The following is a 21,268-nucleotide window of genomic DNA, read 5'->3' on the forward strand; positions in this document are numbered from 1 at the left end:
CCGCCACCCGGGTGCGCAAGGGAGCAGCCGACTCGGCGCGCGGTCTTTCGATAATCTCAACGCCCGAAGTCGCGTGCGGACCGACTGTGCGACGCGGCCATGTGACTACGCAGCTCGCGTCGTCTCACGGACTGGAGAACACCATGCCTCGATGGGCCATCGTGAAGGCTGACGGCGAGGCGGAAGCCTTCCGGTACAACATCCACAAGGAAGTGGAAGGGACCGAGGCGCAAGCCCTTGCCGTGATGCTGCGGCTCATCGACACCTGTGCACAGGCCTTGACCGAAGCAGGGCGCCGCCGAGAGAGAAGACGGGTCTTCCGCGTGTCCGAGCGCAGCTACGTCGTGCGCGTCGAAAGTCGGTGGTCGAACCACGAGGCCCACTTCACCCTCGCCGAACTCATAGCCGACACCCACGATGACGACCTTCCCAGCAGTGCATTCGGTTCGACGAAGGAGGCGTAAATCCTGGCCGCAGGTTGGCCGGGCGCGCTGGTCAGAGGTGGGATACCGGCGAGCCAGGGTGGGACAAGGTCACGCGGAAGGGGTGCTGCTCCGGAGAGTGGCACCCCTTCTGACCTGCAACGCTCTGACCTGCTGCGGTGGGTGTGGGATTTGAACCCACGGTGACTCGCGCCACGACGGTTTTCAAGATCTCTCGGCGATCATATCGGCTGATCGCTCCGCCGCAGGTCAGACGGATACGAGCGCTCCAGCGGAGCCGTCCTCATCGTCGTCGTGCCCGCTACGTGCCCCAGGGGCGGGGTCGTGCCCGCTGAGCCAGGAGTCGGCGGCCTCGGCGACCTGGTCGTCACGACCGGCGACGGGACGAGCGTAGTGCCGGGTGGTGACACTCGCGTTCGAGTGGCCGAGCCGATGCGCGGCGGTCATGACGCCGTACCGGTCGGCAACCCATGTGCCGTGCGAGGCCCGGAGATCGTGCGGGGTGACGTCAGTCAGTCCAGCCTCCGCAACGGCGGGGTCGAAGTAGGCCTTGCGCCACTGGTTGTAGCGCAGAGGCTTGCCGGCGGGGGTAGTGAAGAGGAGTGCGTCATCACCACCCGGAAGCGTCTCCAGGTACCGACCGAGCCGCTTGGCAAGGGACGGGCCGATACGGAGCAGCCGCTTTTGATGCGACTTGGGGGTGTCAAAGACCAGCGTGCCATTGGCTTCAGCCAGGTTCTCGTCGACCAGGACGACCCCGCCGGATACGTCTATGTCCGCCCGCCGGAGCGCGAACGCCTCACCGACCCGCAGACCTGCGTAGGCGAGCAGCGCGATCAGCAGGTCATGCGGCTTCGCCGCGCTCCGAACGATCCGGGAGGCTTCGAGCGGGGTCAGGATGTGCGGCTCGGTCTGCGGCATCCTCGGTAACTTCACGCCTCGGCAAGGTGTCTGCGGGATCATGTCGTTGTCGACGGCGGACCGCATGATCTGCGACAGGACCCGGTACGCCTGCCTGATCCGCGACGCGCTGAGCCCCTTCTTCTTCATCCCGCCGACCCACTCGGCGATCGTGATCGGCCGCAGGCTGGACAACTCTCGATCACCGAGCGCCGGGACGATCAACGAGTTAATCAGGGAGCGGTACGTCGCTTGCGTCTTGTGCTTGAGCTGCGGCGAGACGGCAGCCAGCCAACGGGCGGACCAGTCGCGTACGGTCGTCTGCCCCTCGGCCGGATCGAGCCAGCGGCCCTCTTCGATCTCCACGCGCTTCCGCACCAGCCAGCGATCAGCGTCCGTCGACGTGGCGAAGGTCCGATCCGCCGGCCGCAGGACACCATCAGGCCCCGGATACCGAGCCTGGAAGCGACCCGAGGGAAGTTTGCGGATCCGGCCGAAATTCCGGCGGGACTTGCGCTTACCGGCCATCAGGCGGCCCTCCTGAGGCCTGTAGGCCGCAGGGTGATCGGCTGCACGGTGTTGGCGTCCACGAACGCCTCCACGGCGCCCTCCGGGATGCGGACATGACGGCCGACCTTTACGAAGGTGATCCGGCGCTCCTCGATGAGCCGACGGGGGAAACGCACGCCCGTACCGAGCCGTTCGGCGACCTCGTACACGGTGAGAAGTCGGTCCATGGTCACCAATTCCCCTCGGTCGCCAGCGCCTCGCGAGCTGTCTCGCGGTTGAGTTGCAGGTCGCGGTGGATGGTGGTGGCGAGGGCGGATTCCCCCGGGGTGTGGCCGTGGCCCGCGTACTGCCAGTCGGCCAGGACGAGAACGGTGTCCGGCTCGACCGCGTCCAGGCCGAGGGTGGCGGCCTCTTGGGTCGCGCGGTAGTCGGCGCGGGCCTGGCGCAGGGCGCCGAGGGTGGTCGAGTAGCGGCGGGACTTGGAGGAGAAGTGGCCGCGGAAGCCGAGCATGTGCGCCCAAGCCCAGATGCGGCGGTCGGGGTAGAGCGGGTCGAGTTGCTTGCAGGCTTCGATGAGGCGGCGGGTGTGGTCGGGCACGTGATGGCGGTCGAGTTCGGATAGTTCGCCGATGCGGCGGTCCAGGGTGCCGGTGGTCTCGGCGGCCTTGGTGGCGTACTTGGCGACGTAGGCGGCGACGGCCTGTTCGGTGATGGCCGATCCGTCGCCGAACGCCTTCACGGGCTGTACGTCGAGTTGGGTGCCCCAGCGGAAAGTGCGGGCGGGCTGGTCCTCGACGGCCGGGGCAGACACGGACGTGTACGAGTGCGCGGTGGCGGCACGGATTGCGTCGCCGAGGAGATGCACGGTCGCCCAGGACGGCGGGGCGGTATCGGGTCCGTCGGGGCCGTCGATGCGTATGACGGCGTGGAAGTGGATGGCACCGCGCTTCTGGAACTCCGCGACCTTGCCGTACGAGATGCGGGCACGCTCCTTCAGCTCCCGCTGGGTGATTCCGGCGCGGGCGGCGATCTCGCGGCGAAGCCGGTTGGTGAAGCGCTGCCAGAGCTGTCCGGCGTGGTTGTTGAACAGCACGGCGCCCGCGTAGTCGTACGTGCCCGGGTCGAGGGCCGTGCCGAGGGCGGGGTCATCGGCGGGGTGGCGGGTGCCGCAACGGCAGGTGCCACGGTCGGGGCGGTTGTGGACCGGGCCGAAGGACGGGGCGGTGAGGGTGGCGAAGACGCGCGGATGGTCACGAACGGTGGCGGGGATGTCTCGGCGGTCGTCCCCGGCGAGGCCGGCGCGGATGAGGTGGTAGGTGTCGCCCGCGTACGTCCAAGCGCAGGCCGGGCAGCGAGAGGCGCGGCGGTTGCCGCAGGCGATGCGGAGCCGTCCGCCCGGCTCGGTCCCGGTGGAGTAGTGGTGCAGGGTTTCGCCGGTCGTCTTGTCCTTGTGGATCACCCAGCCGGTGAGGTGGACGGGGTCGGCGCAGCCCCCGGTGCGGCGGATCTGGTCCTGCCAGCGGTCGAAGCCCGGAGACCCGGCCACCCGCAGCGCGTCGCCAAGGGTGATCGGGTCCAGGCCCGCGAAGGTCGCGGGACGGGTCATGCGGCACCCTCCACGTCGTCAGCGGCCATCCGGTCGAGTTCGTAGGCGGCTTCCTCGGCGGCGCGAGCCAGGAGGCGCAGGGCTTCGGAGCTTTCAGGGCGGGCGATGAGCGCGATATCGACGAGGTCACCGCCAAGGCGGAGGCTGATGAAGCAGTCGCCGTGGTCGGTGCCGTCGAAGACCTGAACGCGCGCGGTCGTTTCCGGCTCGATGTGGGCGGAGGTGGTGATGCTCCTCATGCGGTCACCTCCAGGTCCGCCGCAGCCAGACGGGGGCGCGGGAAGACGGCGCCGGTGCCGTGGCAGGCCGGGCAGTCCACGAGGAAGGTGGGCAGATGGCCGCGGGAGTCGCGGGCACCCGCGGTGACGACGGCGGTGGCGAAGCCGTCGCAGTTCGGGCAGATCCGGGCAGTTGCGAGGGTGGCCGGGGTCGTGCCGGGCATGATGGGGGTTCCTTCCGGTTCCTGTGGATCGGAGAGAGTCGGCGCCCGGGCGGCGGATGCTTGGCGGTATCGGAGCCGCCCGGGTGCCGGTCAACGGCGCTTGACCTCGGAGGCGAGCAGGGAACGCAGGACGACGGCGCAGACGGCGACCGAGGCCCCAGTGATGGCGACGGCCAGGAGCATCGAGACGAGCACGGCACCGACGACCAGGACCGCGGCGGTACCACCGCCGACGAGGGCAAGTGCTGTCCCGGGCGTGAGCTGCACGACCGGCCGGGCGGAAGCCGGGGCGACCGGTGCCGCCGACGGCGAGGCCGGGGTGCCCGGGGTGATGGTGGTCGGCTCGATGACGGACGGCGTCTGCGGGGTGACCAGGCCGGTGGGCTGGGGCATGGCCGGGAGCTTGGGCCGGAGCATGAACGGTTCTCCTTCCTGGGCTTACTTGATGGCGGAGTCGATGAGGGGGGCCAGCACGCTGTCGGCGAGGAGGAAGCCGCCGAGCAGAAGCACGGCGATGAGCCACCAGGGCGGCCGGATGAGCTTGATGCCGAGCCAGCCGACGATGATCAGGGCGAGCCAGAGCGGGACGTGCACGGGGAACCTCCGGTCAGTTGATGCGGCAGCGGTGGGTGCGGGCGGCGAGCTGGGCAGCTGACTGGCTGGAGTAGTCGGCGGACCAGCCGCAGCGGTCGTTGGTGCACACGGCGGCGTGCTTGGTGTGGCCGTTCCGGTCGCGGTGGGTGCCGATCTGTACCGGGCCGATCCGCATCACGGAGTGGAAGTGGTCACGGGCGGGCATGGCGGTAGTTCTCCTTCCTGATCAGGCGAGTTGGGCGGCGATGGCTTCGGCGAGCTGGGGCGGGACGCCGAGGCGGGCGCGGAGGGTGTCGGTGTCGATCGGAGTTCCGGTGCGGGTGCGGTGGTCGTCGGCGACCTTCCGGGCGTGGTCGACCAGGGCGGACGGGACCGGGACGGTGGGAGCAGCGGACGGGGCGGGTGCGGGTTGAGGTTCGGGAGCGGGCGGCAGGGCGGCGGGGTCCTCGACGTCCGCGACCGGCGGGAGCACGTGTTCGGGTTCCTGGTCACGCTCAGCGGCCGGGTGCTGGGGTGCCGGATCAGGCTGTGCCGGCGGCGCTTCCGACTCCGGGTGAGTCGTGGTGTGGGCGAGGAGGGTGCCGCCCATGAAGGCGAGGGCCGGCCAGGCGGCGACGAGGATGCGCAGCCAGGCCGGGACGGCGTTCATGTCGAGGAGTCCGGCGGTGGCGATGTTGGCGCCGAGGGAGGCGGTCAGGGCGATGGCGAACCAGGACCAGGCCAGCTGACTGGGCCCGTCGGTGTGCAGTCGTCGCCAGGCGGCGACCAGGAGCAGGTCGACGCTGATCGGGTAGGCCCAGGCTTTCCAGCCGTCCTGTCCGGCGGCGGAGGCAAGGTCGTGCAGGTGGGCGAAGGACAGTGCCCCGGCGATGACGGCTTGGACCAGGACGGCGTCGACACGCAGGCGGGCCATCACGGGTTCCTTCCTGTCGTCAGGCATGGGAGGGGTAGGGACCTGGCGCGAAGGCGGCCGCGCCGACCGAGGAAGGGGTGAGGATCAGGTGGTGACGGGGGCTGTCTTGGTCAGCTGGACCCGGGCCGGGGGCACTGCGGCGGTGGCGGGGCGGAAGGCCGCCAGAGCGGGCAGATCGGGTGTGCGGTCCGCGTGCTTGTTGCAGATGTTCACGGCCTCGCGCAGCGAGGTGTGCGGGGCACGGATGCGGTGCCAGCCGCCGGTCGAATCTCCCGCGATGGCCAGGCCGCGGGTCTCGGCAGGGATCTGGATCGCGGCCAGGACGGCGTCGGGGGCGATGTCGCCGAAGGCCATGTTGGCGGATGTCTCGTCGTTGACGCGATGGGCGGTACGGCCGGTGAGCTGGGCGCGGAGCATGGTGATGCCCTTGCCGAGTTCGGAGCCGAAGCGCTGCCCGCAGATCTCCAGGTAGATGCCGGCTGCGCGGCCGAGCTGGGCCAGGCGGACCAGGGCGGTGACGATCCGGTCCCGGCGCTTCTCCTCGTCCTTGGTGGCGTACAGGGCAAGTTCGGCAACCTCGTCGACCAGGACCACGACCGGCACCGGTCGCAGATCCTCGGGCAGGTCCCAGATGTCGGCGGCGATCTCCGCATCAGGCACGGCGACGCTGATCCTCTGCTCGGCCCGGATGAGCTGGTACACCTCCTCCATGTGCGCCACCAGCGCCTCCAGCAGCTCTAACGCGGTGTCGGGGTTGTCGGCGAGCGCCGAGAACCGGCGGGCCAGCGGGAACAGCTCCACCCCCTGCTTGCAGTCGATGCCGACCAGGGCGACATCGTGCGGAGCGAGCCCGGCAACGAGATTGCGCTGGTAGACGGACTTGCCTGACTCCGTGGCGCCCAGGGTCAGGCCATGTGGGACAGCCCGGTAATCGCGGTAGTGCACCGAGCCGTCCTCCCGCAGGGCGACCGGAATGCGCATCGGACGGGTGTCGAGCCGCGTGGGCATCTGCACCCGCTTGAGTACGTCGTAGCCGGTCATCCGCACTTCCACCACACCCGAGCGGATCTCACGGGAGGTGACTCCGTACAGGCCGAAGGAGTGGCGGAGCCGGTCAGTGGCGGCGGCGACGTCGAACGCGTCCTGTCCCGGCTTCAGCTTGAGCCGAAGCACCAGGCCGGTACGAGTCGGACGCAGCCGCAGGATGCGCGGCGGACGCGGCTCCGGCACCTCTCGGCGAGTCATCCGGGCCAGGGCGAGGCGCCAGCGGGCGGGCGGGACGGTCAGCCCACAGGCGTCCATGACCGAGGTGTAGCGGACCAGGACCCGCACGGTGGCGAAGGTGACGCCGAAGGACAGCCAGTACCAGGCGGGGCGCCGCCACCGCAGAAGACCTGCGGCAGCAGCGACCACCATCCCGGCGACCATGAACCAGGAGGTCATGGTCAAGCCGCCTTCGCACCCGTGCCGGCGAGCGAGGTGACCGCGACGGCTCGGAAGGCGATCCCGTGCCGCCTCTGGCCGTTGAAGTCGTTCTCCCACGGCCGGGCGATCAGGCCGGTGAGCGCGACGGGCGTGCCCATGGCCAGGTCACCGGAGATGCCGGTCTCCGGGACAGTGATGGACAGGATCTCGACGTCGTCGTTGGACGCGAACATGACGTCCACGGTCATCAGCTTCATGCCGTCCGCATCCGTGGCGATCTCACCGGTACGGCGGTCACGGACCTTGGGCTGAGCGGGCTTGGCGACCATCACGGTCGCGGCGGACGTGTCGACGGGGATCTGACGCATGATGGGAAGTCCCTTCAGGGGCGGGAGCGGCGTACTTGCTTGGCGGTGGGTCGCCGCTCCTGAACGTTGATGGAATGCCGCAGCAAAGCCAGTGAGTGTTTGCACTTCCAACTGGTGCGCACCAGAAGGTTGCATCTGGTGCGCACCAGTTGTCAAGCGCTGCGATCTGCCCGGCGTCTCAACTCGCCTTACTGCGACACCTCAAGAGAACCGCGCAACCCAACGTCCCGGTAGACAACAGGGGTTAACACTCGTCCGGTTAACCCCTGCCGAGCTGGGCCGATGTGATGCATGCTGCTGTTACGGCTCAACACCCCGACGCGGAGCGGCAGTACGCGATGAGTGGACTCAAGGAAGCAAGGACGGCACGGGCGTGGTCGCAGGAGCGGCTCGTGCGCGAGATCGAACGCCACGCGCGCCAGCACATGCTCACCGTCGCGTCGACCGCGAGTTTGCGAGTGTATGTCTCGGAGTGGGAGAACGGTCGACGGTCGATCTCCAGCCACTACGCCAAGATCCTCCGCGCACTGCTGGGCATCACCGACGACGAGCTGACAAGCGGCTCCCAGCCGCCGGCACCTGTCACCGCCGACGGCTACGACGAGCTGATAGGCCGGATCGACGAGGCACGGAACGTCAGCCTGACCCTCGTCAAGACGTTCATGGAGCAGACCGAACTACTCCGGACCATCGACCGACAGATGGGCGCCGCCAGCCTGGTCGACCAGATGACCTCCCACCTCACGCGGCTGGAAGACGCCCTGACCTTCGCGGTACTCCCGGACACCCGGCGCCCGGTCGCTCTGGCCCTTGCCGGAGCGGCGACGCTGGCAGCCTGGCAGGCCCTCGACGTCGGAGCCGTCGAACGAGCCTGGCGCCACTACGAGCTGGGAAAGCGCGCCGCCCAGGAGGCCGAGGAGCCCATGTACCTCGCGCACGCCACCGCCGAGCAGGCATACGTGCTGTGCGACGCCGGACGCCCCGAGACCGCGGTCCAACTGGTGCGAGAGGCCCAGCGTCTCGGAGGACAGGGCATGTCCCCGCGCCTCAGAGCCTGGCTGTACGCGGCCGAAGCGGAAATCTGCGCCCGCGCTGGACTCCACGACGACTGCCGAGGGGCCCTTGAACTCGCGATGCGACACCTTCCGGCAGGAGAGGAAGCCCGCGACCCGGACATGCTGAGCATCTTCCTGAACGAAGGCCACCTCACCAGGTGGCGCGGGAACGCGCTCGCCCTGATAGGCGACGCCGAAGCAGTGGACAGCCTCTACGACGCACTGAAGGCGACCGATCCCACGTTCATCAGGGCAACGGCGGGACTGCGCTGCGACCTTGCCCAAGCCCATCTCGCCCGCGGCGAGTACGACGAGGCCCAAAAGCACCTGCGACAGGCCCGGCTGGTGGCCAGCCGCACAGGGTCAGTACGTCATCGGCGCCGGATCGAACAGCTCACGCAGCGTCTGTAGGCAACGCGCCGACACCTCGCGAAGCGAGCACATGCAGCAGGGCGACCAGGGTCCCCGACCCCATCAGCTCACCACGAGCCATGAGCCCGGGAACGTCGGACAAGGGCACCCAAGCGATGTGCGCAGCCTCTTCCAGATCCGTGGGCTCACCGACGAGCTTCGCTCCACGCCCGACGAAGATCTCATGCGGCGAGTCGACCATGCCGACCATGGGCTGGTAAGTGACCACGTGCTCCAGGGCGTTCGGCCGCCAGCCAGTCTCTTCCTCCACCTCACGCAAGGCGGCCTGAAGAGGCTCTTCCCCCTGGTCGACAATCCCGCCGGGGAGCTCCCACCCGAAGGTGTCAGGGACGAAGCGGTAGCGCCACATCATGAGCACCCGGTCCTGCTCATCGATGACGGCGGCGATGGCCACGTGGTGAAGCTTGACGACGTGGTGCTCAAAGCGATCGATGCCGGGCGGCTCCACGTCCACGAGACTCAGCTTCACCCAGCGGTTGTCATACAGCGTCCGCTCACCATGGATCTGCCAGCGCTCGATATCCGCCGGCGCCTCCGTGCTCACCGACCGATCCGGCACCCGATACGAGCTACGACCGTGCACCTCAACAACACCCTCGGCAACGAGCTTGGCCAGCACCTGGCGCAGCGCCGTGCGGCCGATCTCCAACTCCTCCGACAGCGTCCGCTCAGACGGAAGCCTCGAACCCGGCGAGTACTTGCCCGTAGCGATCCACTCGCGAATCGCGCGGTAGACCCGCTCCGACTTCGGTCCCATCCGGTGAGCACGCCCCTGCCGTCGTTGGGTGTTCGTTGGGTGTAGCCACACAAGCGTATCGGCGCACCTACTCACGTGAGTAGGCATCGACCGACGCAGACGATCAGCCCCAGCGCGGTAGAACTTTCCCTACTCGATCAAGGCCCGCGCACGGCGCGGGCGCGCGCCGCCTCTGCGGCGCGGCCTGCCTCCTAATGGTGCGGTAAGACGCTGGGCGGTTCTCATGGCCGAGCGTCCTTGGGCGGGTGGGCACGTGGTGATCCGTAGTCGCTCCTGAGGCCTGACCTCTCAAGACAGAGTCGGCCCCCCGTGTCTGCCCGCCCAGTGCAGCATCGCGGGGGTGGCGGGGCCGGCCCGCGCTCATGCCTTCGTCCCGCGCGGCCCGGCCCCGCCACCCCCGCTCGCACACAAACAGCGGCACAGTTGACTCTCGTGGTCCAAGCCGCCGCCAGGGAACACCTCTCACCGCTCGGCGAACGCCCCCAGTTCCGCAGCTGACCGAGGCCCCCGGCGACCGCTGGGATTGCGAACGGCCAATCGGATGACGGGCCCATGAGCCCTGCCATTAGGGAGACGCGCAACCCCGCCACGGCGACCACTCCACCACCGGCACCCCTCAAGGACACCACCATGACCAGCGTGTTCTGCGGCATCGACTGGGCCACCGACCACCACGACATCGCACTGCTCGACCAGGCCGGCACCCTCCAGGACAAGCTCCGCATCGACGACACCCCAGAAGGCCTCAGCCAGCTCCTGCAACTGCTGGCCCAGCACGGCGACAGCCCAGAGAACCCGATCCCCGTCGCCATCGAGACCTCCCACGGCCTCCTGGTCGCCTGCTTACGCGCCACCGGCAGACCCATTTACGTGATCAACCCGCTGACCGCCGCCCGCTACCGCGACCGCTACGCACTCAGCCGCAAGAAGTCCGACCACCTCGACGCCAAGGTCCTGGCCAACATCCTGCGCACCGACCCCGCAGAACACCGGCCCCTGCCCGCGGACAGCCACCTCGCCCAGGCCATCACCGTCCTGGCCCGAGCCCAGCAAGACGCCGTCTGGGACCGCGTTCAGACCGGCAACCGGCTGCGCTCCCACCTGCGCGAGTACTTCCCCGGCTTCCTCACCGTCTTCAATCACTTCCGCGAAGGCCTCGCCTCACCCGTCACCCGCACCCTGCTCGCCGCGGCACCCACACCCACCCAGGCCGCCCAGCTCACCCGCCCGCAACTGCGAGCGATCCTGAAGAAGGCCGGACGCCAACGGGAGATCACCGGTGAGGTCGAACGCCTCCACACCCTGCTCCGCGAACCCCAGATGCAACAGCCACCCGTCATCGAGCACGCCATGGGCATCAAAACCCTCGCTCTGCTGCGGCAGTTCGACGCAGCCTGCACCAGTGCCGACGACCTTGAAACAGCCACCACCACCGCCTTCGCCACCCACCAGGACGCCGAGATCATCACCAGCTTCCCCGGCCTCGGCGCTCTTACCGGCGCCCGCGTCCTGGCCGAACTCGGCGACGACCACACCCGCTTCACCAACCCGCGCGCACTGAAGGCCTACGCCGGATCCGCCCCCATCACCAGATCCTCCGGACGCAAAACCACCGTCCTGGCCAGGCACATCAAGAACCAGCGTCTCGCCTCGGCCGGCTACATCTGGGCCTTCGCCGCTCTCACGGCATCTCCCGGAGCACGAGCCCACTACGACCGCCGCCGTGCAAGCGAGGAACGACACGTCGCAGCCCAGCGCAACCTCTTCAACCGCCTACTCGGCTGCCTGCACCACTGCCTCACTCACCGCATCCCCTACGACGAGCAGACCGCCTTCCCCGACACCGCTTGACTGATCAACCGCATCGGATGTCTGTCTGCGCCCCGGCTGGCCGCGCCCGGCGGCGCGCTCGGCGGCTGCGGGCATGAAGGGGGGAGACACCCTCTGTGGCTGGGGCGGTCGGCTCCACGGCTTTAGGCAGCCACTTTGGGGCGAGCCTCTAAGATCATGGCCCCAACGTCGTGCTTTACGGGCAGGTCCACTGACTGCCCGACTCGCCATGAGCTTACGGGGCCATGATCACTCGCCCCAAAGCAGCTCCAGCCCAAAGCCGCTCCACCGACCTCGTAGGGCCTACCGAGCGGAGTTGCGGCTCAGTACTTAAAGGGATCTGCCACTCCGTGAAGTCGGAGCTCCACGTGTGCGGGAAGGAAGGCGCAACAGCGTTCGTAGAGGGCCAGAAGCCTCCTACCCTCAAGCCGCTCGCGGAGAATGTCGTACAGATCAAGAAGTTTGACCACATCCATGACGGCGTATTCCACTTGCCGCTGGGTCAGATCTTCCGCCAGCCAGTCCGTGAATCGGACAGACTTGTCGAGCTCCAACCCAAAGCTTTTTGCCATCAGGTACTTGAGGGAGTACTCGCCTTTCTGCGCATTGGGAGCGAGGAGCTTTGCTGCGATTTTCGTGCAAGCCACCCGCTCGGCCTTCACATCCCACGCCGCCGTCATAAACGATAGATCGAAGGGGGCGTGATGAAATACCTTCAGCACCCTTTCATCCATCAATAGGCGACGCAGGTTTGCCGGAACCTCACCTGCGAGGCCAGTGACAACGATTGTCCCTACTGTCGGCGCCGAGAGTTGGCAAGTACCGATCTGTGCCGCTTGCGGGTCGAGCCCGTTGGTCTCGATGTCCCAAGCCAGGCGGCCCGCTGAGACAATGTCGCGATAGATCTCAGAAGAGATGTCACCTGTCAAGACCTGAACGCCATCAGCCATAGTCACGCTACGGATAGAGTTTGACGCTGGCATCCAAGACCCCTTCGAGATCAGCGCGGAAGAATTCGTAAAGCGAACCGCCTTCTCGGCAGCTGAGGGCAGGAACAGCCCCGCTGCGGCTGTCCTTGTGGTGGTAGAGGGTAACGATGAACACGTCATCAACTCGGTATGCAGTGAAGGCTCTGAACGCAGTGGACCCATAGATCTCAACACGCCCAGTTCCAGCTCCCCCGTCGAGATCTTTATACCCATCGATCGCCTCCGTAAGCTTGCTCCGCACGCGGTCCTCAGACATGGTGAAGCGTGCAGCAAGGATCTTGACGCAGTCCACGTCGTTTGGGTTCGGAAGGCAAACTCGAATCTTGGAGTCAGGACGAGTAGTGATCCGGGTGAGGCGCGTCTGATGCGTATTACGCCACGTCGTTGCCCAAGCGGCAAAGATATCCAGCTTCTTTGCGCCATCAAGGCGATGCTCCCAATCGACTACCTTTGAATAGTCAGTGCCGATCGCATCAAGACCTGCCGATTCCACGTCGGTCTTCAGGCGGAGAACTTCCAGCATTTCCTGAAAGAAGGATCGCCGCCCGACCAGCTCCCATAGCAGAGCTAGAGCGACGGACGCGATCATCAGTCCACCGAATTGATTCGCGAGCGTACCGATTGACTTGTGTCGCTCGAACCAACCCAAGCCTGACAGGTAAAGAAAGCAGACTCCGACGATTAGCGAAATCAGTGAAACCAGCCAGTACTTAAGGCTAGTGACGCGACGGTATGGGTTATTCGCCACCTGTACCCCTCCTCCACAGATGCGACGGTATCTCGGGCCACTGACAGTGGGATGCCGTCGGAGTTGTACACGGGACTGTAGCGACCTGCGCAGGGCCTTCAGCCTGAGTGGTCACCCCGCTTTAAGCTCCGGATCGGAGGACGTAGTCGGTTCTCACGCACGAACGCCCTCCAGAGCGCATGTGCCGCCACGTCCTGGCTAGATCGCCCCCTTGTGTGCCCTTCGTGTACGTGTCACACAGTTCAGAGGCGGGACCTGGGGGAGGGGAGCACTGCATGTCGGTGTTGGGTGGTTATCCGGTAGGGCCATCGGCCTGGGCTGTCGAGCGGTTTGGGCGGCATGCCGGCGCGCTTGCTGCTGCGGTCCCGGTGCAACTGGCCAAGGCGCATGGGAAGGCTCATGCCGCGCACCTCGCTGCGGGGCTGAAGAAGCGCAGTCCGTACGGTGTCGCCCTTGCGGGCGTGGTCCGCGAGAACCTGGCGGAGACGGCGCGGGGGCTGGGGGAAGCCGTGCGCGACGTGCGCGGATATGAGTATGCGGTGATCAACGATCACGCACTCTTCCCGTTCCGGTACGCGGACAGGCCGAGGCCCCTGGACCGAGCCCGACTGCCCGCCAATGCGTCGCCCACTCGGCACCGGCTGTTCCGGGCGCACGGGCCGCAGCCTCCGGAAGGCCTGTTCGACGTCGACGAGGATTTGGCGACCGAGGAGTACCTGGGCCTGCACGAAGCGTTCGAGGAGCTGGGAGCTTCCACCAGGCTGGTCTGCGTGTTCTTCACGGCCGACGCCGAAAGCGGCATCCATGCCATCCACTGGGGGGACGCCCACCTCGAACCTGACCGCACCTTCACATGGCATTACAAGGAACAGCTCCCGCTCGCTCCCGTGCAGCTGGAGTGACGGGCGGTGGCGCCGCTGTTTGGGCACTACCGGTCAGGGGCCGCCCGAGTTCTGGGCCGTCCGAGGTCGACCAACGCTGACAGTCGGCGCCCGGGGGTGACCACCCCCACCCCGCTCTGGCCTGGGGTCCCGGAGATGATCTGCCACACTGGACGTGTTATGCCTGCACCCGGAGGACTCGCATCTGTCTAGCCTCCACGCGCCCTACCAGCTCGCGATGAGGGAGGGCTGTCGCGGGTCACTAGGCCGGGCCTGGGCCGTCAGCCGTCGCATCGAGGGCATTCCGAGCCAGCGTGAGGAACCTGTCCCGGCCGGTGTCCGTACTGGTCTTCATCTGCAGGAGGTCCGCGCCGGCCAACCTTTCGAGTTCGGGCATCCTGAGTGGCCGGTCCCCGTTCTGAATCTCCCAGAGGTGGACTGCGCCATTCCAGTCGGCGAAGAGATCACGGACTACCTCGGCCTGAGCTGCAACATCGGGCGGCCCTTCCAACTGCACCGTGTGACAGGCCTTGACTAACGCGGCCATCAGTTCATCTGGCACGTGAGTGGCGTACATGGTGCTGTGGTGAACTATCGCCACAGACCGCGGTTCTAGCTCCTGATACAGCTCGTACGCCGCGTTGATGAGATTGCCGTACGCCTCCCGCCGAACCTGGCGGCGCCAGTGAGCGTGCTGCGAACGATCCTGACTGCGACCAGTCACTATCGCTACAACAATCGCCCCGCTGGCGCCAACCGTCGCTCCCAGCAGACCGGCAGCAGAACCGATGATCGCGACAACCCCGGTGTCCATGGCGGTGATTGTGCCCGCAGAGCACTACCAGGTGGGGTGATTCACGGTAGGTCTGCTCGACCGCCCGCGGATCCTGGTGAACGCCCCGAGAACGACGCCCAAGGCTGTACCACCACAGTTGGAAAGCGTGCGTCGGCTCGCGTATGGACGGCTGGCACGGCGTGGGCGCGCTGTCAGAGGCTGGTGGCATCGTGCCGGTATGGACGCACTCTTTGACATGCCCGAACCGGAGACACCGGAAGAAGTCGTGATTGCTCGCTACCGGCTGAGCGATGACCAGTACGCTCGCGTGCCGAGCGGGAGGCGATCTTTGACGCTGAGCGCACCATGACGGCAGCCGTCGAAGAGGCGGGAGTCGGTGAAGTGGACGGGAACGAGTTCGGCGGAGGCGAAGCCGTGCTGTACGCCTACGGGGCGGATGTGAAGGCGCTCTTCATGGTGATGGAGCCGACCCTTCGCGGTCTGCCGTTCAGGCCGGCTCACGTCGTGCTGCGGCAGGGGAGCCGGGGGACGGAGACCCGAGCGGATCTGTGAGGCGGTACAGCAACGGAGTACAGCAACCCCAGCAACCGTCGGCACCCAGCATCGACCGTCCCGCCCCTCTCGGCAGCCTGTATGACCTCCAATGACCGATCTCTACAGAGCTACGGATCAGAAGCTAGGCAGGGGGCAACACGGCCTCCTGGCCGTGTTGCCCCCTGCCCTCAGCCTCATCCACCTAGTCAGCGACCGGACTTCTGAGCTGCGGTGCTATAGGTCGGAGTCTTCATCCGCGTCCAAGCTGGCCCCATGACAGCGCCCGCGGCTGGTAGCCACACGGAGCACGTCCCGTAATGCGCCGACCAGCTGCGCGGCGAGAAGACGCAACTGCTCCCCGTTCGCGGTCTCGTCATCGAGTGCCGGTGCCGCCTGCTCCAGAAGTTGGGACGCCATGCCGAGTTGAATCGACTCGATGTGGTCCGCGAGGCGGGACATGAAGCCTTCTGGGTCATCGGTGTTCAGGTAGCACGGCTTACCCCCCGGCCCCGCCCACGGGAGAAGCCTCAGCCCGCTGGGTGTCGTCATCCCTGCGCCTGCCTCTCGATAATCGATGTTGGCTACCGGCCGACCGCCTGAGTCCCGGACGCTCACCGCTTCAACGCCCCCGGAGTCGTGGGGACAGACGCCGAGTGGCACGAGCAGTCGCACGCCTCGTAGATCAGTGGGACGTCGACCGGTGCCGAAGCCGGGGAGGAGTCCGCGCACTCGTGGTGCGTGCCGACGCGGCAGGCAGTTGAGCGGTAGGGGGCGGCCGAGGCGTTCAGGTCGCGTGGCTGCTGTTGCGGAGACATCAGCCGACCCCCAGGAGGACCGACCTCGTGTCGATCGGAGCATCACCGGCCACGACATCCACCGAGTGCTGTCGTACGCGCTTCTCCCAGGCCAGCAAGTAAGGGCGGACAAGCGGGGTGTCCTCCCCTCTGAGCAGGTCACGGTGGCCCATCCGGTCAGAGACCGCTCCCAGAACGACCGTCGGCCCGCCAACAGGCGCGGAGGACGCACAGGCCGCTGGCGGCCGAGGCGGCGTTAAGCAGCGGCGGTGCCTGCCCCTGGGGACGTACCGCGCCCTGGTGCGGGCGACGGCGCGGCGGATACGGTTGAGCACGCTGAATCAGCTCCTATCGCTGATGGCTCGGTCCCCCGGCATCGCCCGCCGTGGGGACCACTTTGCGTACGACCGCCCAGAGGGTGCGGCCGCTCAAGCTGGTGGCGTGGAGCCCGAACCGATCGGCCTCGGCCACCACCTCCAGGACCTCCCTCCACACCTCTGCGGAGAGCGATTCCGGTAACTCCGCTTCGACCGACGTGAAGCCGGCGCGTTCCTCCACCCGCGTGGGGAGCCCGACAGCGGACAGCCGGGCGGCGATGGCCGCCGCGCTAACTCCCGAAGCGGGCACAGGGCAGCCTCCGTCACCAGCGATCACTTTCAGTGAAGCTAGTTAACTAGATTAGAGCTAGTGGACTAGATTTTCCACATGCCTGAGCAGCCGCCTTACCTCCGCATCGCCGACGAACTCCGGCGGCGGATCGCGGAGCATGTGTGGGAGCCGGGGGACCGCCTCCCCTCCCGCGCGCAGATCGGCCAGGAGTGCGGCGTGGGCGAGAACGTCGTCCGCCGAGCGCAGGAACTGCTGATCTCACAGGGCGTCCTGGAAGGGCGAGCCGGATCGGGCACCTACGTCGCCGAGCCACGGCAACGCGTGCGGGTCGTCCGGTCCTCGGCGCGCGAGCAGCACCAGGGGTCGCCGTTCCGCACGGACATGAAGGCCCTCGGCAAGCAAGGCGACTGGGAGAGCCGGACCGACGCCAAGGTCCCCGCCCCCGCCGACATCGCCGCGCGACTGGGCATCGCCGAAGGCGACTTGTGCGTACGGACCTCGTACGAGTTCCTGGCCGACGGCAGGCCCGTGCAGCTCTCCACGAGCTGGGAGCCCTACGACCTCACCGCCGGCACCCTCGTCGTCCTTCCCGAGGGAGGCCCGCATGCCGGGACGGGCGTCGTGAACCGCATGGCCGCCATCGGGATCACCGTCAGCCACGCCGTGGAGCAGCCCGAGCCCCGGCAGGCAACCGCCGACGAAGCCTCACTCCTCGGCGTTCAGAAGGCCGCTCTCGTTACCCACATCCGGCGGACCTACTACAGCGACCAAGGGCGCCCCGTGGAGACCGCGGACATCATCGTGCCGGCCGCCCACTGCGAAATCGTCTACGAGATTCCCATCAACCGGTAGGCGACAGCCCCCTCAGACCATGATCCGAGGCCCTCAAGTCGTGCCCCAGTCGTGCCCCTTCCGTGCCCGATAGAGCGGGAAACCAGGGGGAACAGCGGTGTCCATGGGGGAGCGCACACGCCAACGGCCCCCGACCATCTCACCTGGTCAGGGGCCATCCACGTCACGCGGTGGGTGTGGGATTTGAACCCACGGTGACTCGCGCCACGACGGTTTTCAAGACCGTTCCCTTAGGCCGCTCGGGCAACCCACCCCGCGCGGACGGAGATCCGCGCGGGGAACAGAGTAACCGGTTCGTGCGGGCGTGTGCCGGTCAGTTGTCGCCGACGCGGGAGCCGAGGGTGACGGTGACCGTGTGTTCCGAGCCGCCGCGCTTGTAGGTGATCTCGACCTTGTCGCCGGGCTTGTGGGTCCAGATCTCGCCGATCAGGGTCGGGCCGCTGTCGATCACCGTGCCGTCCAGCTTGGTGATGACGTCGCCGGGCTTGAGGCCCGCCTTGTCCGCGGGGCCGCCCGACTCCACCGGGGCGGAGCCGCCCGAGCCGGAGTCGGTGATCTGGGCGCCGGAGGAGCCGTCCTCCAGCGACACCGACGCGCCGATCTTCGCGTAGACCGGCTTGCCGGTCTTGATCAGCTGCTGGGCCACGTACTTGGCCTGGTTGATCGGGATGGCGAAGCCGAGGCCGATCGAACCCGACTGCCCGCCGCTGCCCAGGCCGCCGCTGGACGCGGACTGGATCGCGGAGTTGATGCCGATCACCGCGCCGGAGGCGTCGAGCAGCGGCCCGCCGGAGTTGCCCGGGTTGATGGAGGCGTCGGTCTGCAGGGCGCTCATGTAGGACGCCTTGCTGGTGGAGCTGCCGTCGCTGGAGGCGACCGGGCGGTTCTTGGCGCTGATGATGCCCGTGGTGACCGTGTTGGACAGGCCGAAGGGTGCGCCGATCGCGATCGTCTCGTCGCCGACGGCCACCCTGTCGGAGTCGCCCAGGGCGAGCGGCTGCAGGTCCGACGGCGGGTTCTTGAGCTTGATGACCGCGACGTCGTAGCCCTGCGCGTGGCCCACGACCTCGGCGTCGTACTTCTTGCCGTCCGGGAACGTGGCGGTCAGCTTGCCGCCGTCGAGGGAGTCGGCGACCACGTGGTTGTTGGTGATGATGTGGCCCTGCTTGTCGAAGACGAAGCCGGTGCCGGTGCCGCCCTCGCCGTTGGTCGCCTCGGACTCGATGGTGACCGTGCTGGGCAGCGACTTGGCGGCGACCGCCGCGATGGTGCCGGCGGCACGCTTGACCTGGGTGGCGCCGGTGTCGGAGGACGCGGAGATGGTCGTGGAGCCGCTGTCGTCGTTGTTCTTCGCCAGCGTGTAGCCGAGGCCGCCGCCGAGGCCACCCGCGACCAGTGCGGCCACCAGGACGCCGGCGATCAGACCGCCGCGCCCGCTGCCCTTCTTCGGCGCGTGCTGCGGCTGCTGGAACGGCTGGTGCTGCGGGTACGGGTGCTGCTGGTGCTGCTGGTCGTACGACGAGCCCCAGCCCGTGCCTGCACCCGCGCCGGGGTCCGCGTAGGAGGGGGTCACGGGGGGCGGGGGCGGCCAGGAGCTGTCAGGGGCCTGTGGTGCGGTGCCGTAAGGGTCACCCGCTGGTGCGCCGGGGGCCTGGGGCGTCGGCGGGATCGGGGTGGTCGGCGCTTCCCCGCCGTCGGACGCGGCCGCCTGCGGCGAGGTGGCGGGAGACGCCGGCGGCACGGGAGGTGCCGATGGGGCCGGAGGTACCGGGTTGCCCTCGTTCTCGGTGCTCACAGCTTCTCTCCTCGGTCCACGGCTTTTCTTCTCGGTCGCACTCGGTCACGCTCTTTCACGCTTGCTGTCGGTCCGGCGCGATTCGGCTGTGCATGTGCTTTTGTATGCCGTCAGCTTTTCCCACAGGGCGTCAGAGCACCATAAGCGGTGGCTGTGGGTACACGGACAACCTTTATATAGGGCCTGTCCGACAAAAGTTCTCTTTACCGGCATCCGCGGTGCTCCCAGGTACCCCCGCTCGGTGGCACCATGTCGCGGTGACCCACGCACCACAGCATCGCATCCAGGTCGTCGCGCACCGCGGGGCCTCCGAGGACGCTCCCGAGCACACCCTGGCCGCTTACAAGAAGGCCATCGAGGACGGCGCCGACGCCCTGGAGTGCGACGTGCGCCTGACCGCCGACGGCCACCTCGTGTGCGTCCACGACCGACGGGTCAACCGTACGTCCAACGGGCGGGGTGCCGTCTCGGCCCTGGAGCTCGCCGATCTCTCCGCCCTGGACTTCGGCGCGTGGCGGAAGGGTCCGGCCTGGCGCGGACGGGACGAGGAGCCCGACTGGGAGTTCCGGCCCGAGGACCGCGCCGACACCTCCGTACTGACCCTGGAGCGGCTGCTGGAGCTGGTCGCGGACTCCGGGCGGCGGGTGGAGCTGGCGATCGAGACCAAGCACCCCACGCGGTGGGCGGGGCAGGTCGAGGAGCGGCTGCTGGTCCTGCTCAAGCGGTTCGGGCTGGACACCCCGGCCACCCCCGCCGAGTCGCCGGTGCGGGTCATGAGCTTCTCCGCGCGGTCGCTGGCCCGGGTCCGGGCGGCCTCGCCGACACTGCCGACGGTCTACCTGCTGCAGTTCCTCTCGCCCCGGCTGCGCGACGGGCGGCTGCCGGCCGGCGTCCGGATCGCGGGCCCCTCGATCCGGATCGTGCGCAATCATCCGGCCTATGTCGAGCGGTTGAAGCGGAACGGCCACCAGGTGCACGTGTGGACGGTGAACGAGCCGGAGGACGTGGACCTCTGCGTGGAACTCGGCATCGACGCGATCATCACCAACCGGCCGGCGGCGGTGCTGCGCCGGCTGGGGCGGTGCGGAACGGTGAATCGGGACCTGTCCTGACCAGGGCTCAGATAAAGAGTCAAGTAAGGACACCTCGTACCTCTTGACCCGAAAGCCCGCTCACAGCATCCTCACTTCTCGGCCATACCATCGAAATCAAGCCATACGAAGCCTTATCTGAAGCCGTATCGGGGGGATAGGGCGACGGCCCGTCACAGGGGGTGCTCCGGCGCGTTCGGCACGTATTCGTTGGTTGCGAGTGCGTCACCGGACATTCACTGGCCGGTTTCCGGTTCAGGCCGATGGGGCATCCACACCGTGGCGTGGGGCGAAGGAGGTCTCGGGGGTGGCGTTGGTGGTGGCACAGGACGTGCCCACGTCGTCGAGCATGGCCGTACCCCATGGCCCTGCGGGCGTGGGGAAGGCGAGACACCGCATGCGCGAGCAGTTGCGCACCGGTGGTCTATCGGAATCGGTCATCGACGATGCCGTACTGATCCTTTCCGAACTTTTGAGCAATGCCTGCAAACACGGCCGTCCCTTGGGCGACGCACTGGCCGGGGACGGCGACGTGCGGGCCGCCTGGCGGGTGGACAGTCGCGGCCGGCTGGTCGTCGAGGTGACGGACGGCGGCGGCCCGACCCGCCCGGCCCCCATGACCCCGTCGGTCACGGCACACGGCGGCCGCGGGCTGAACATCATCACGGCCCTGGCCGACGACTGGGGGGTCCGCGACGACGCCCGGGGCGAGGTGACCGTCTGGGTCGTGATCCACAGGGACATGAGCGATCCCGGCACCCCGGACCACCGTGACACCTTGGCCACGCGCGTCATGGCACCCTCGGTCCCGGAGCTGCCGGGCCTGGACCTGACGGAGGCGTTCGACGACCTGGACTGAGCCTTCGTAGTATTTCCCGGCCTTTCCATGACGTCGGACGGCTTC

26 protein-coding genes and 1 tRNA gene are annotated in these 21,268 nt (G+C 67.8%); 8 read left to right on the forward strand and 19 right to left on the reverse strand.

Annotation, left to right across the window (positions count from 1 at the left end; all coding sequences use genetic code 11):
* Positions 1 to 143 precede the first annotated feature (143 nt).
* Positions 144 to 464 carry a hypothetical protein gene (locus LQ326_RS21750; RefSeq protein WP_234538963.1) on the forward strand — a complete coding sequence of 107 codons (321 nt, stop codon included), beginning with the start codon at positions 144 to 146 and terminating at the stop codon, positions 462 to 464.
* Between the two features lie 228 nt (positions 465 to 692).
* On the opposite strand, the gene LQ326_RS21755 is transcribed toward LQ326_RS21750, so the two are convergent.
* The 11 genes from LQ326_RS21755 to LQ326_RS21805 all read right to left on the reverse strand — a co-directional run bounded on the left by LQ326_RS21755 (position 693) and on the right by LQ326_RS21805 (position 7,201).
* Positions 693 to 1,871 (reverse strand): tyrosine-type recombinase/integrase, encoded by a 1,179-nt coding sequence (locus tag LQ326_RS21755; protein ID WP_234538964.1) that lies wholly within the window; start codon positions 1,869 to 1,871, stop codon positions 693 to 695.
* The gene (locus LQ326_RS21760; RefSeq protein WP_234538965.1) at positions 1,871 to 2,080 is read right to left on the reverse strand and encodes an excisionase family DNA-binding protein; all 210 of its coding nucleotides are present in this window, start codon (positions 2,078 to 2,080) and stop codon (positions 1,871 to 1,873) included. The genes LQ326_RS21755 and LQ326_RS21760 overlap by 1 nt, the downstream gene beginning before the upstream one ends.
* 2 nt (positions 2,081 to 2,082) lie before the next feature.
* Positions 2,083 to 3,459 carry a replication initiator protein RepSA gene (repSA, locus tag LQ326_RS21765; RefSeq protein ID WP_234538967.1) on the reverse strand — a complete coding sequence of 459 codons (1,377 nt, stop codon included), beginning with the start codon at positions 3,457 to 3,459 and terminating at the stop codon, positions 2,083 to 2,085.
* Complete coding sequence (locus LQ326_RS21770; protein WP_234538969.1) at positions 3,456 to 3,698, reverse strand: hypothetical protein; 243 nt, start codon at positions 3,696 to 3,698, stop codon at positions 3,456 to 3,458. Before LQ326_RS21770 ends, repSA begins: the two co-directional genes overlap by 4 nt.
* A complete protein-coding gene (locus LQ326_RS21775) occupies positions 3,695 to 3,901 on the reverse strand; it encodes a hypothetical protein (protein WP_234538972.1) in 207 nt (68 codons plus the stop codon). The genes LQ326_RS21770 and LQ326_RS21775 overlap by 4 nt, the downstream gene beginning before the upstream one ends.
* A gap of 90 nt (positions 3,902 to 3,991) precedes the next feature.
* Positions 3,992 to 4,318, reverse strand: coding sequence for a SpdD-like protein (locus tag LQ326_RS21780; RefSeq protein WP_234538973.1), 327 nt, complete (start codon positions 4,316 to 4,318; stop codon positions 3,992 to 3,994).
* 21 nt (positions 4,319 to 4,339) lie between these two features.
* Complete coding sequence (locus LQ326_RS21785; protein WP_234538974.1) at positions 4,340 to 4,495, reverse strand: DUF4175 domain-containing protein; 156 nt, start codon at positions 4,493 to 4,495, stop codon at positions 4,340 to 4,342.
* 13 nt (positions 4,496 to 4,508) lie between these two features.
* Positions 4,509 to 4,700 (reverse strand): mobile element transfer protein, encoded by a 192-nt coding sequence (locus LQ326_RS21790; RefSeq protein WP_234538975.1) that lies wholly within the window; start codon positions 4,698 to 4,700, stop codon positions 4,509 to 4,511.
* 21 nt (positions 4,701 to 4,721) lie between these two features.
* Positions 4,722 to 5,408: a DUF2637 domain-containing protein gene (locus LQ326_RS21795; RefSeq protein WP_234538976.1), complete on the reverse strand. Its 687-nt coding sequence runs from the start codon at positions 5,406 to 5,408 to the stop codon at positions 4,722 to 4,724.
* A gap of 84 nt (positions 5,409 to 5,492) precedes the next feature.
* The gene (locus LQ326_RS21800; protein WP_372496921.1) at positions 5,493 to 6,836 is read right to left on the reverse strand and encodes an FtsK/SpoIIIE domain-containing protein; all 1,344 of its coding nucleotides are present in this window, start codon (positions 6,834 to 6,836) and stop codon (positions 5,493 to 5,495) included.
* 17 nt (positions 6,837 to 6,853) lie between these two features.
* Positions 6,854 to 7,201: an SCO3933 family regulatory protein gene (locus LQ326_RS21805; RefSeq protein ID WP_234538978.1), complete on the reverse strand. Its 348-nt coding sequence runs from the start codon at positions 7,199 to 7,201 to the stop codon at positions 6,854 to 6,856.
* Between the two features lie 425 nt (positions 7,202 to 7,626).
* Here LQ326_RS21805 and LQ326_RS21810 point away from each other — a divergent pair, with 425 nt between their 5' ends.
* A complete protein-coding gene (locus LQ326_RS21810) occupies positions 7,627 to 8,667 on the forward strand; it encodes an NsdA family TPR-like regulatory protein (protein ID WP_234539032.1) in 1,041 nt (346 codons plus the stop codon).
* Here the strand turns inward: LQ326_RS21810 and LQ326_RS21815 are convergent.
* Entirely contained in the window at positions 8,651 to 9,445 is a 795-nt protein-coding gene (locus tag LQ326_RS21815) for an NUDIX domain-containing protein (protein ID WP_234538979.1), read from the reverse strand. The two genes, LQ326_RS21810 and LQ326_RS21815, sit on opposite strands and share 17 nt — an antisense overlap.
* Before the next feature lie 630 nt (positions 9,446 to 10,075).
* Between LQ326_RS21815 and LQ326_RS21820 the strand changes: the two genes are divergently transcribed.
* Entirely contained in the window at positions 10,076 to 11,296 is a 1,221-nt protein-coding gene (locus LQ326_RS21820; protein WP_234539033.1) for an IS110 family RNA-guided transposase, read from the forward strand.
* Positions 11,297 to 11,598: 302 nt separating this feature from the next.
* Here LQ326_RS21820 and LQ326_RS21825 read toward each other — a convergent pair whose 3' ends face one another.
* A complete protein-coding gene (locus LQ326_RS21825; RefSeq protein ID WP_234539034.1) occupies positions 11,599 to 12,225 on the reverse strand; it encodes a ribonuclease D in 627 nt (208 codons plus the stop codon).
* 7 nt (positions 12,226 to 12,232) lie between these two features.
* The gene (locus LQ326_RS21830) at positions 12,233 to 13,012 is read right to left on the reverse strand and encodes a hypothetical protein (protein WP_234538981.1); all 780 of its coding nucleotides are present in this window, start codon (positions 13,010 to 13,012) and stop codon (positions 12,233 to 12,235) included.
* 275 nt (positions 13,013 to 13,287) lie between these two features.
* On the opposite strand from LQ326_RS21830, the gene LQ326_RS21835 reads away from it, so the two are divergent.
* Entirely contained in the window at positions 13,288 to 13,914 is a 627-nt protein-coding gene (locus LQ326_RS21835) for a hypothetical protein (protein ID WP_234538982.1), read from the forward strand.
* Between the two features lie 241 nt (positions 13,915 to 14,155).
* Here LQ326_RS21835 and LQ326_RS21840 read toward each other — a convergent pair whose 3' ends face one another.
* Entirely contained in the window at positions 14,156 to 14,707 is a 552-nt protein-coding gene (locus LQ326_RS21840) for a hypothetical protein (RefSeq protein ID WP_234538983.1), read from the reverse strand.
* Between the two features lie 327 nt (positions 14,708 to 15,034).
* On the opposite strand from LQ326_RS21840, the gene LQ326_RS21845 reads away from it, so the two are divergent.
* The gene (locus LQ326_RS21845; protein ID WP_234538984.1) at positions 15,035 to 15,241 is read left to right on the forward strand and encodes a hypothetical protein; all 207 of its coding nucleotides are present in this window, start codon (positions 15,035 to 15,037) and stop codon (positions 15,239 to 15,241) included.
* A gap of 216 nt (positions 15,242 to 15,457) precedes the next feature.
* Here LQ326_RS21845 and LQ326_RS21850 read toward each other — a convergent pair whose 3' ends face one another.
* Together LQ326_RS21850 and LQ326_RS21855 are read right to left on the reverse strand one after the other, a co-directional pair.
* Entirely contained in the window at positions 15,458 to 15,772 is a 315-nt protein-coding gene (locus LQ326_RS21850; RefSeq protein ID WP_234538985.1) for a hypothetical protein, read from the reverse strand.
* Between the two features lie 593 nt (positions 15,773 to 16,365).
* Positions 16,366 to 16,644 (reverse strand): hypothetical protein, encoded by a 279-nt coding sequence (locus tag LQ326_RS21855; RefSeq protein ID WP_234538986.1) that lies wholly within the window; start codon positions 16,642 to 16,644, stop codon positions 16,366 to 16,368.
* A gap of 78 nt (positions 16,645 to 16,722) precedes the next feature.
* Between LQ326_RS21855 and LQ326_RS21860 the strand changes: the two genes are divergently transcribed.
* The gene (locus LQ326_RS21860) at positions 16,723 to 17,478 is read left to right on the forward strand and encodes a GntR family transcriptional regulator (RefSeq protein WP_234538987.1); all 756 of its coding nucleotides are present in this window, start codon (positions 16,723 to 16,725) and stop codon (positions 17,476 to 17,478) included.
* 168 nt (positions 17,479 to 17,646) lie between these two features.
* Here the strand turns inward: LQ326_RS21860 and LQ326_RS21865 are convergent.
* Both LQ326_RS21865 and LQ326_RS21870 read right to left on the reverse strand, forming a co-directional pair.
* Positions 17,647 to 17,731 (reverse strand) — tRNA-Ser (locus tag LQ326_RS21865).
* Between the two features lie 60 nt (positions 17,732 to 17,791).
* Positions 17,792 to 19,273 carry a S1C family serine protease gene (locus tag LQ326_RS21870; protein ID WP_234538988.1) on the reverse strand — a complete coding sequence of 494 codons (1,482 nt, stop codon included), beginning with the start codon at positions 19,271 to 19,273 and terminating at the stop codon, positions 17,792 to 17,794.
* Positions 19,274 to 19,530: 257 nt separating this feature from the next.
* Between LQ326_RS21870 and LQ326_RS21875 the strand changes: the two genes are divergently transcribed.
* Together LQ326_RS21875 and LQ326_RS21880 are read left to right on the forward strand one after the other, a co-directional pair.
* Positions 19,531 to 20,385: a glycerophosphodiester phosphodiesterase gene (locus LQ326_RS21875; RefSeq protein WP_234538989.1), complete on the forward strand. Its 855-nt coding sequence runs from the start codon at positions 19,531 to 19,533 to the stop codon at positions 20,383 to 20,385.
* A gap of 199 nt (positions 20,386 to 20,584) precedes the next feature.
* A complete protein-coding gene (locus LQ326_RS21880; RefSeq protein WP_234538990.1) occupies positions 20,585 to 21,223 on the forward strand; it encodes an ATP-binding protein in 639 nt (212 codons plus the stop codon).
* Positions 21,224 to 21,268: the final 45 nt, after the last annotated feature.

Source organism: Streptomyces shenzhenensis, assembly GCF_021462265.1.
Lineage (GTDB): Bacteria > Actinomycetota > Actinomycetes > Streptomycetales > Streptomycetaceae > Streptomyces > Streptomyces shenzhenensis.

What these genes read in the sequence shown, in the direction of transcription:
- LQ326_RS21750 (WP_234538963.1), top strand. Translation starts at nt 144, where the DNA reads ATGCCTCGATGGGCCATCGTGAAGGCTGACGGCGAGGCGGAAGCCTTC.
- LQ326_RS21755 (WP_234538964.1), bottom strand. Translation starts at nt 1,871, where the DNA reads ATGGCCGGTAAGCGCAAGTCCCGCCGGAATTTCGGCCGGATCCGCAAA.
- LQ326_RS21760 (WP_234538965.1), bottom strand. Translation starts at nt 2,080, where the DNA reads ATGGACCGACTTCTCACCGTGTACGAGGTCGCCGAACGGCTCGGTACG.
- repSA (WP_234538967.1), bottom strand. Translation starts at nt 3,459, where the DNA reads ATGACCCGTCCCGCGACCTTCGCGGGCCTGGACCCGATCACCCTTGGC.
- LQ326_RS21770 (WP_234538969.1), bottom strand. Translation starts at nt 3,698, where the DNA reads ATGAGGAGCATCACCACCTCCGCCCACATCGAGCCGGAAACGACCGCG.
- LQ326_RS21775 (WP_234538972.1), bottom strand. Translation starts at nt 3,901, where the DNA reads ATGCCCGGCACGACCCCGGCCACCCTCGCAACTGCCCGGATCTGCCCG.
- LQ326_RS21780 (WP_234538973.1), bottom strand. Translation starts at nt 4,318, where the DNA reads ATGCTCCGGCCCAAGCTCCCGGCCATGCCCCAGCCCACCGGCCTGGTC.
- LQ326_RS21790 (WP_234538975.1), bottom strand. Translation starts at nt 4,700, where the DNA reads ATGCCCGCCCGTGACCACTTCCACTCCGTGATGCGGATCGGCCCGGTA.
- LQ326_RS21795 (WP_234538976.1), bottom strand. Translation starts at nt 5,408, where the DNA reads ATGGCCCGCCTGCGTGTCGACGCCGTCCTGGTCCAAGCCGTCATCGCC.
- LQ326_RS21800 (WP_372496921.1), bottom strand. Translation starts at nt 6,836, where the DNA reads ATGGTCGCCGGGATGGTGGTCGCTGCTGCCGCAGGTCTTCTGCGGTGG.
- LQ326_RS21805 (WP_234538978.1), bottom strand. Translation starts at nt 7,201, where the DNA reads ATGCGTCAGATCCCCGTCGACACGTCCGCCGCGACCGTGATGGTCGCC.
- LQ326_RS21810 (WP_234539032.1), top strand. Translation starts at nt 7,627, where the DNA reads ATGCTCACCGTCGCGTCGACCGCGAGTTTGCGAGTGTATGTCTCGGAG.
- LQ326_RS21815 (WP_234538979.1), bottom strand. Translation starts at nt 9,445, where the DNA reads ATGGGACCGAAGTCGGAGCGGGTCTACCGCGCGATTCGCGAGTGGATC.
- LQ326_RS21820 (WP_234539033.1), top strand. Translation starts at nt 10,076, where the DNA reads ATGACCAGCGTGTTCTGCGGCATCGACTGGGCCACCGACCACCACGAC.
- LQ326_RS21825 (WP_234539034.1), bottom strand. Translation starts at nt 12,225, where the DNA reads ATGGCTGATGGCGTTCAGGTCTTGACAGGTGACATCTCTTCTGAGATC.
- LQ326_RS21835 (WP_234538982.1), top strand. Translation starts at nt 13,288, where the DNA reads ATGTCGGTGTTGGGTGGTTATCCGGTAGGGCCATCGGCCTGGGCTGTC.
- LQ326_RS21840 (WP_234538983.1), bottom strand. Translation starts at nt 14,707, where the DNA reads ATGGACACCGGGGTTGTCGCGATCATCGGTTCTGCTGCCGGTCTGCTG.
- LQ326_RS21845 (WP_234538984.1), top strand. Translation starts at nt 15,035, where the DNA reads ATGACGGCAGCCGTCGAAGAGGCGGGAGTCGGTGAAGTGGACGGGAAC.
- LQ326_RS21850 (WP_234538985.1), bottom strand. Translation starts at nt 15,772, where the DNA reads ATGACGACACCCAGCGGGCTGAGGCTTCTCCCGTGGGCGGGGCCGGGG.
- LQ326_RS21860 (WP_234538987.1), top strand. Translation starts at nt 16,723, where the DNA reads ATGCCTGAGCAGCCGCCTTACCTCCGCATCGCCGACGAACTCCGGCGG.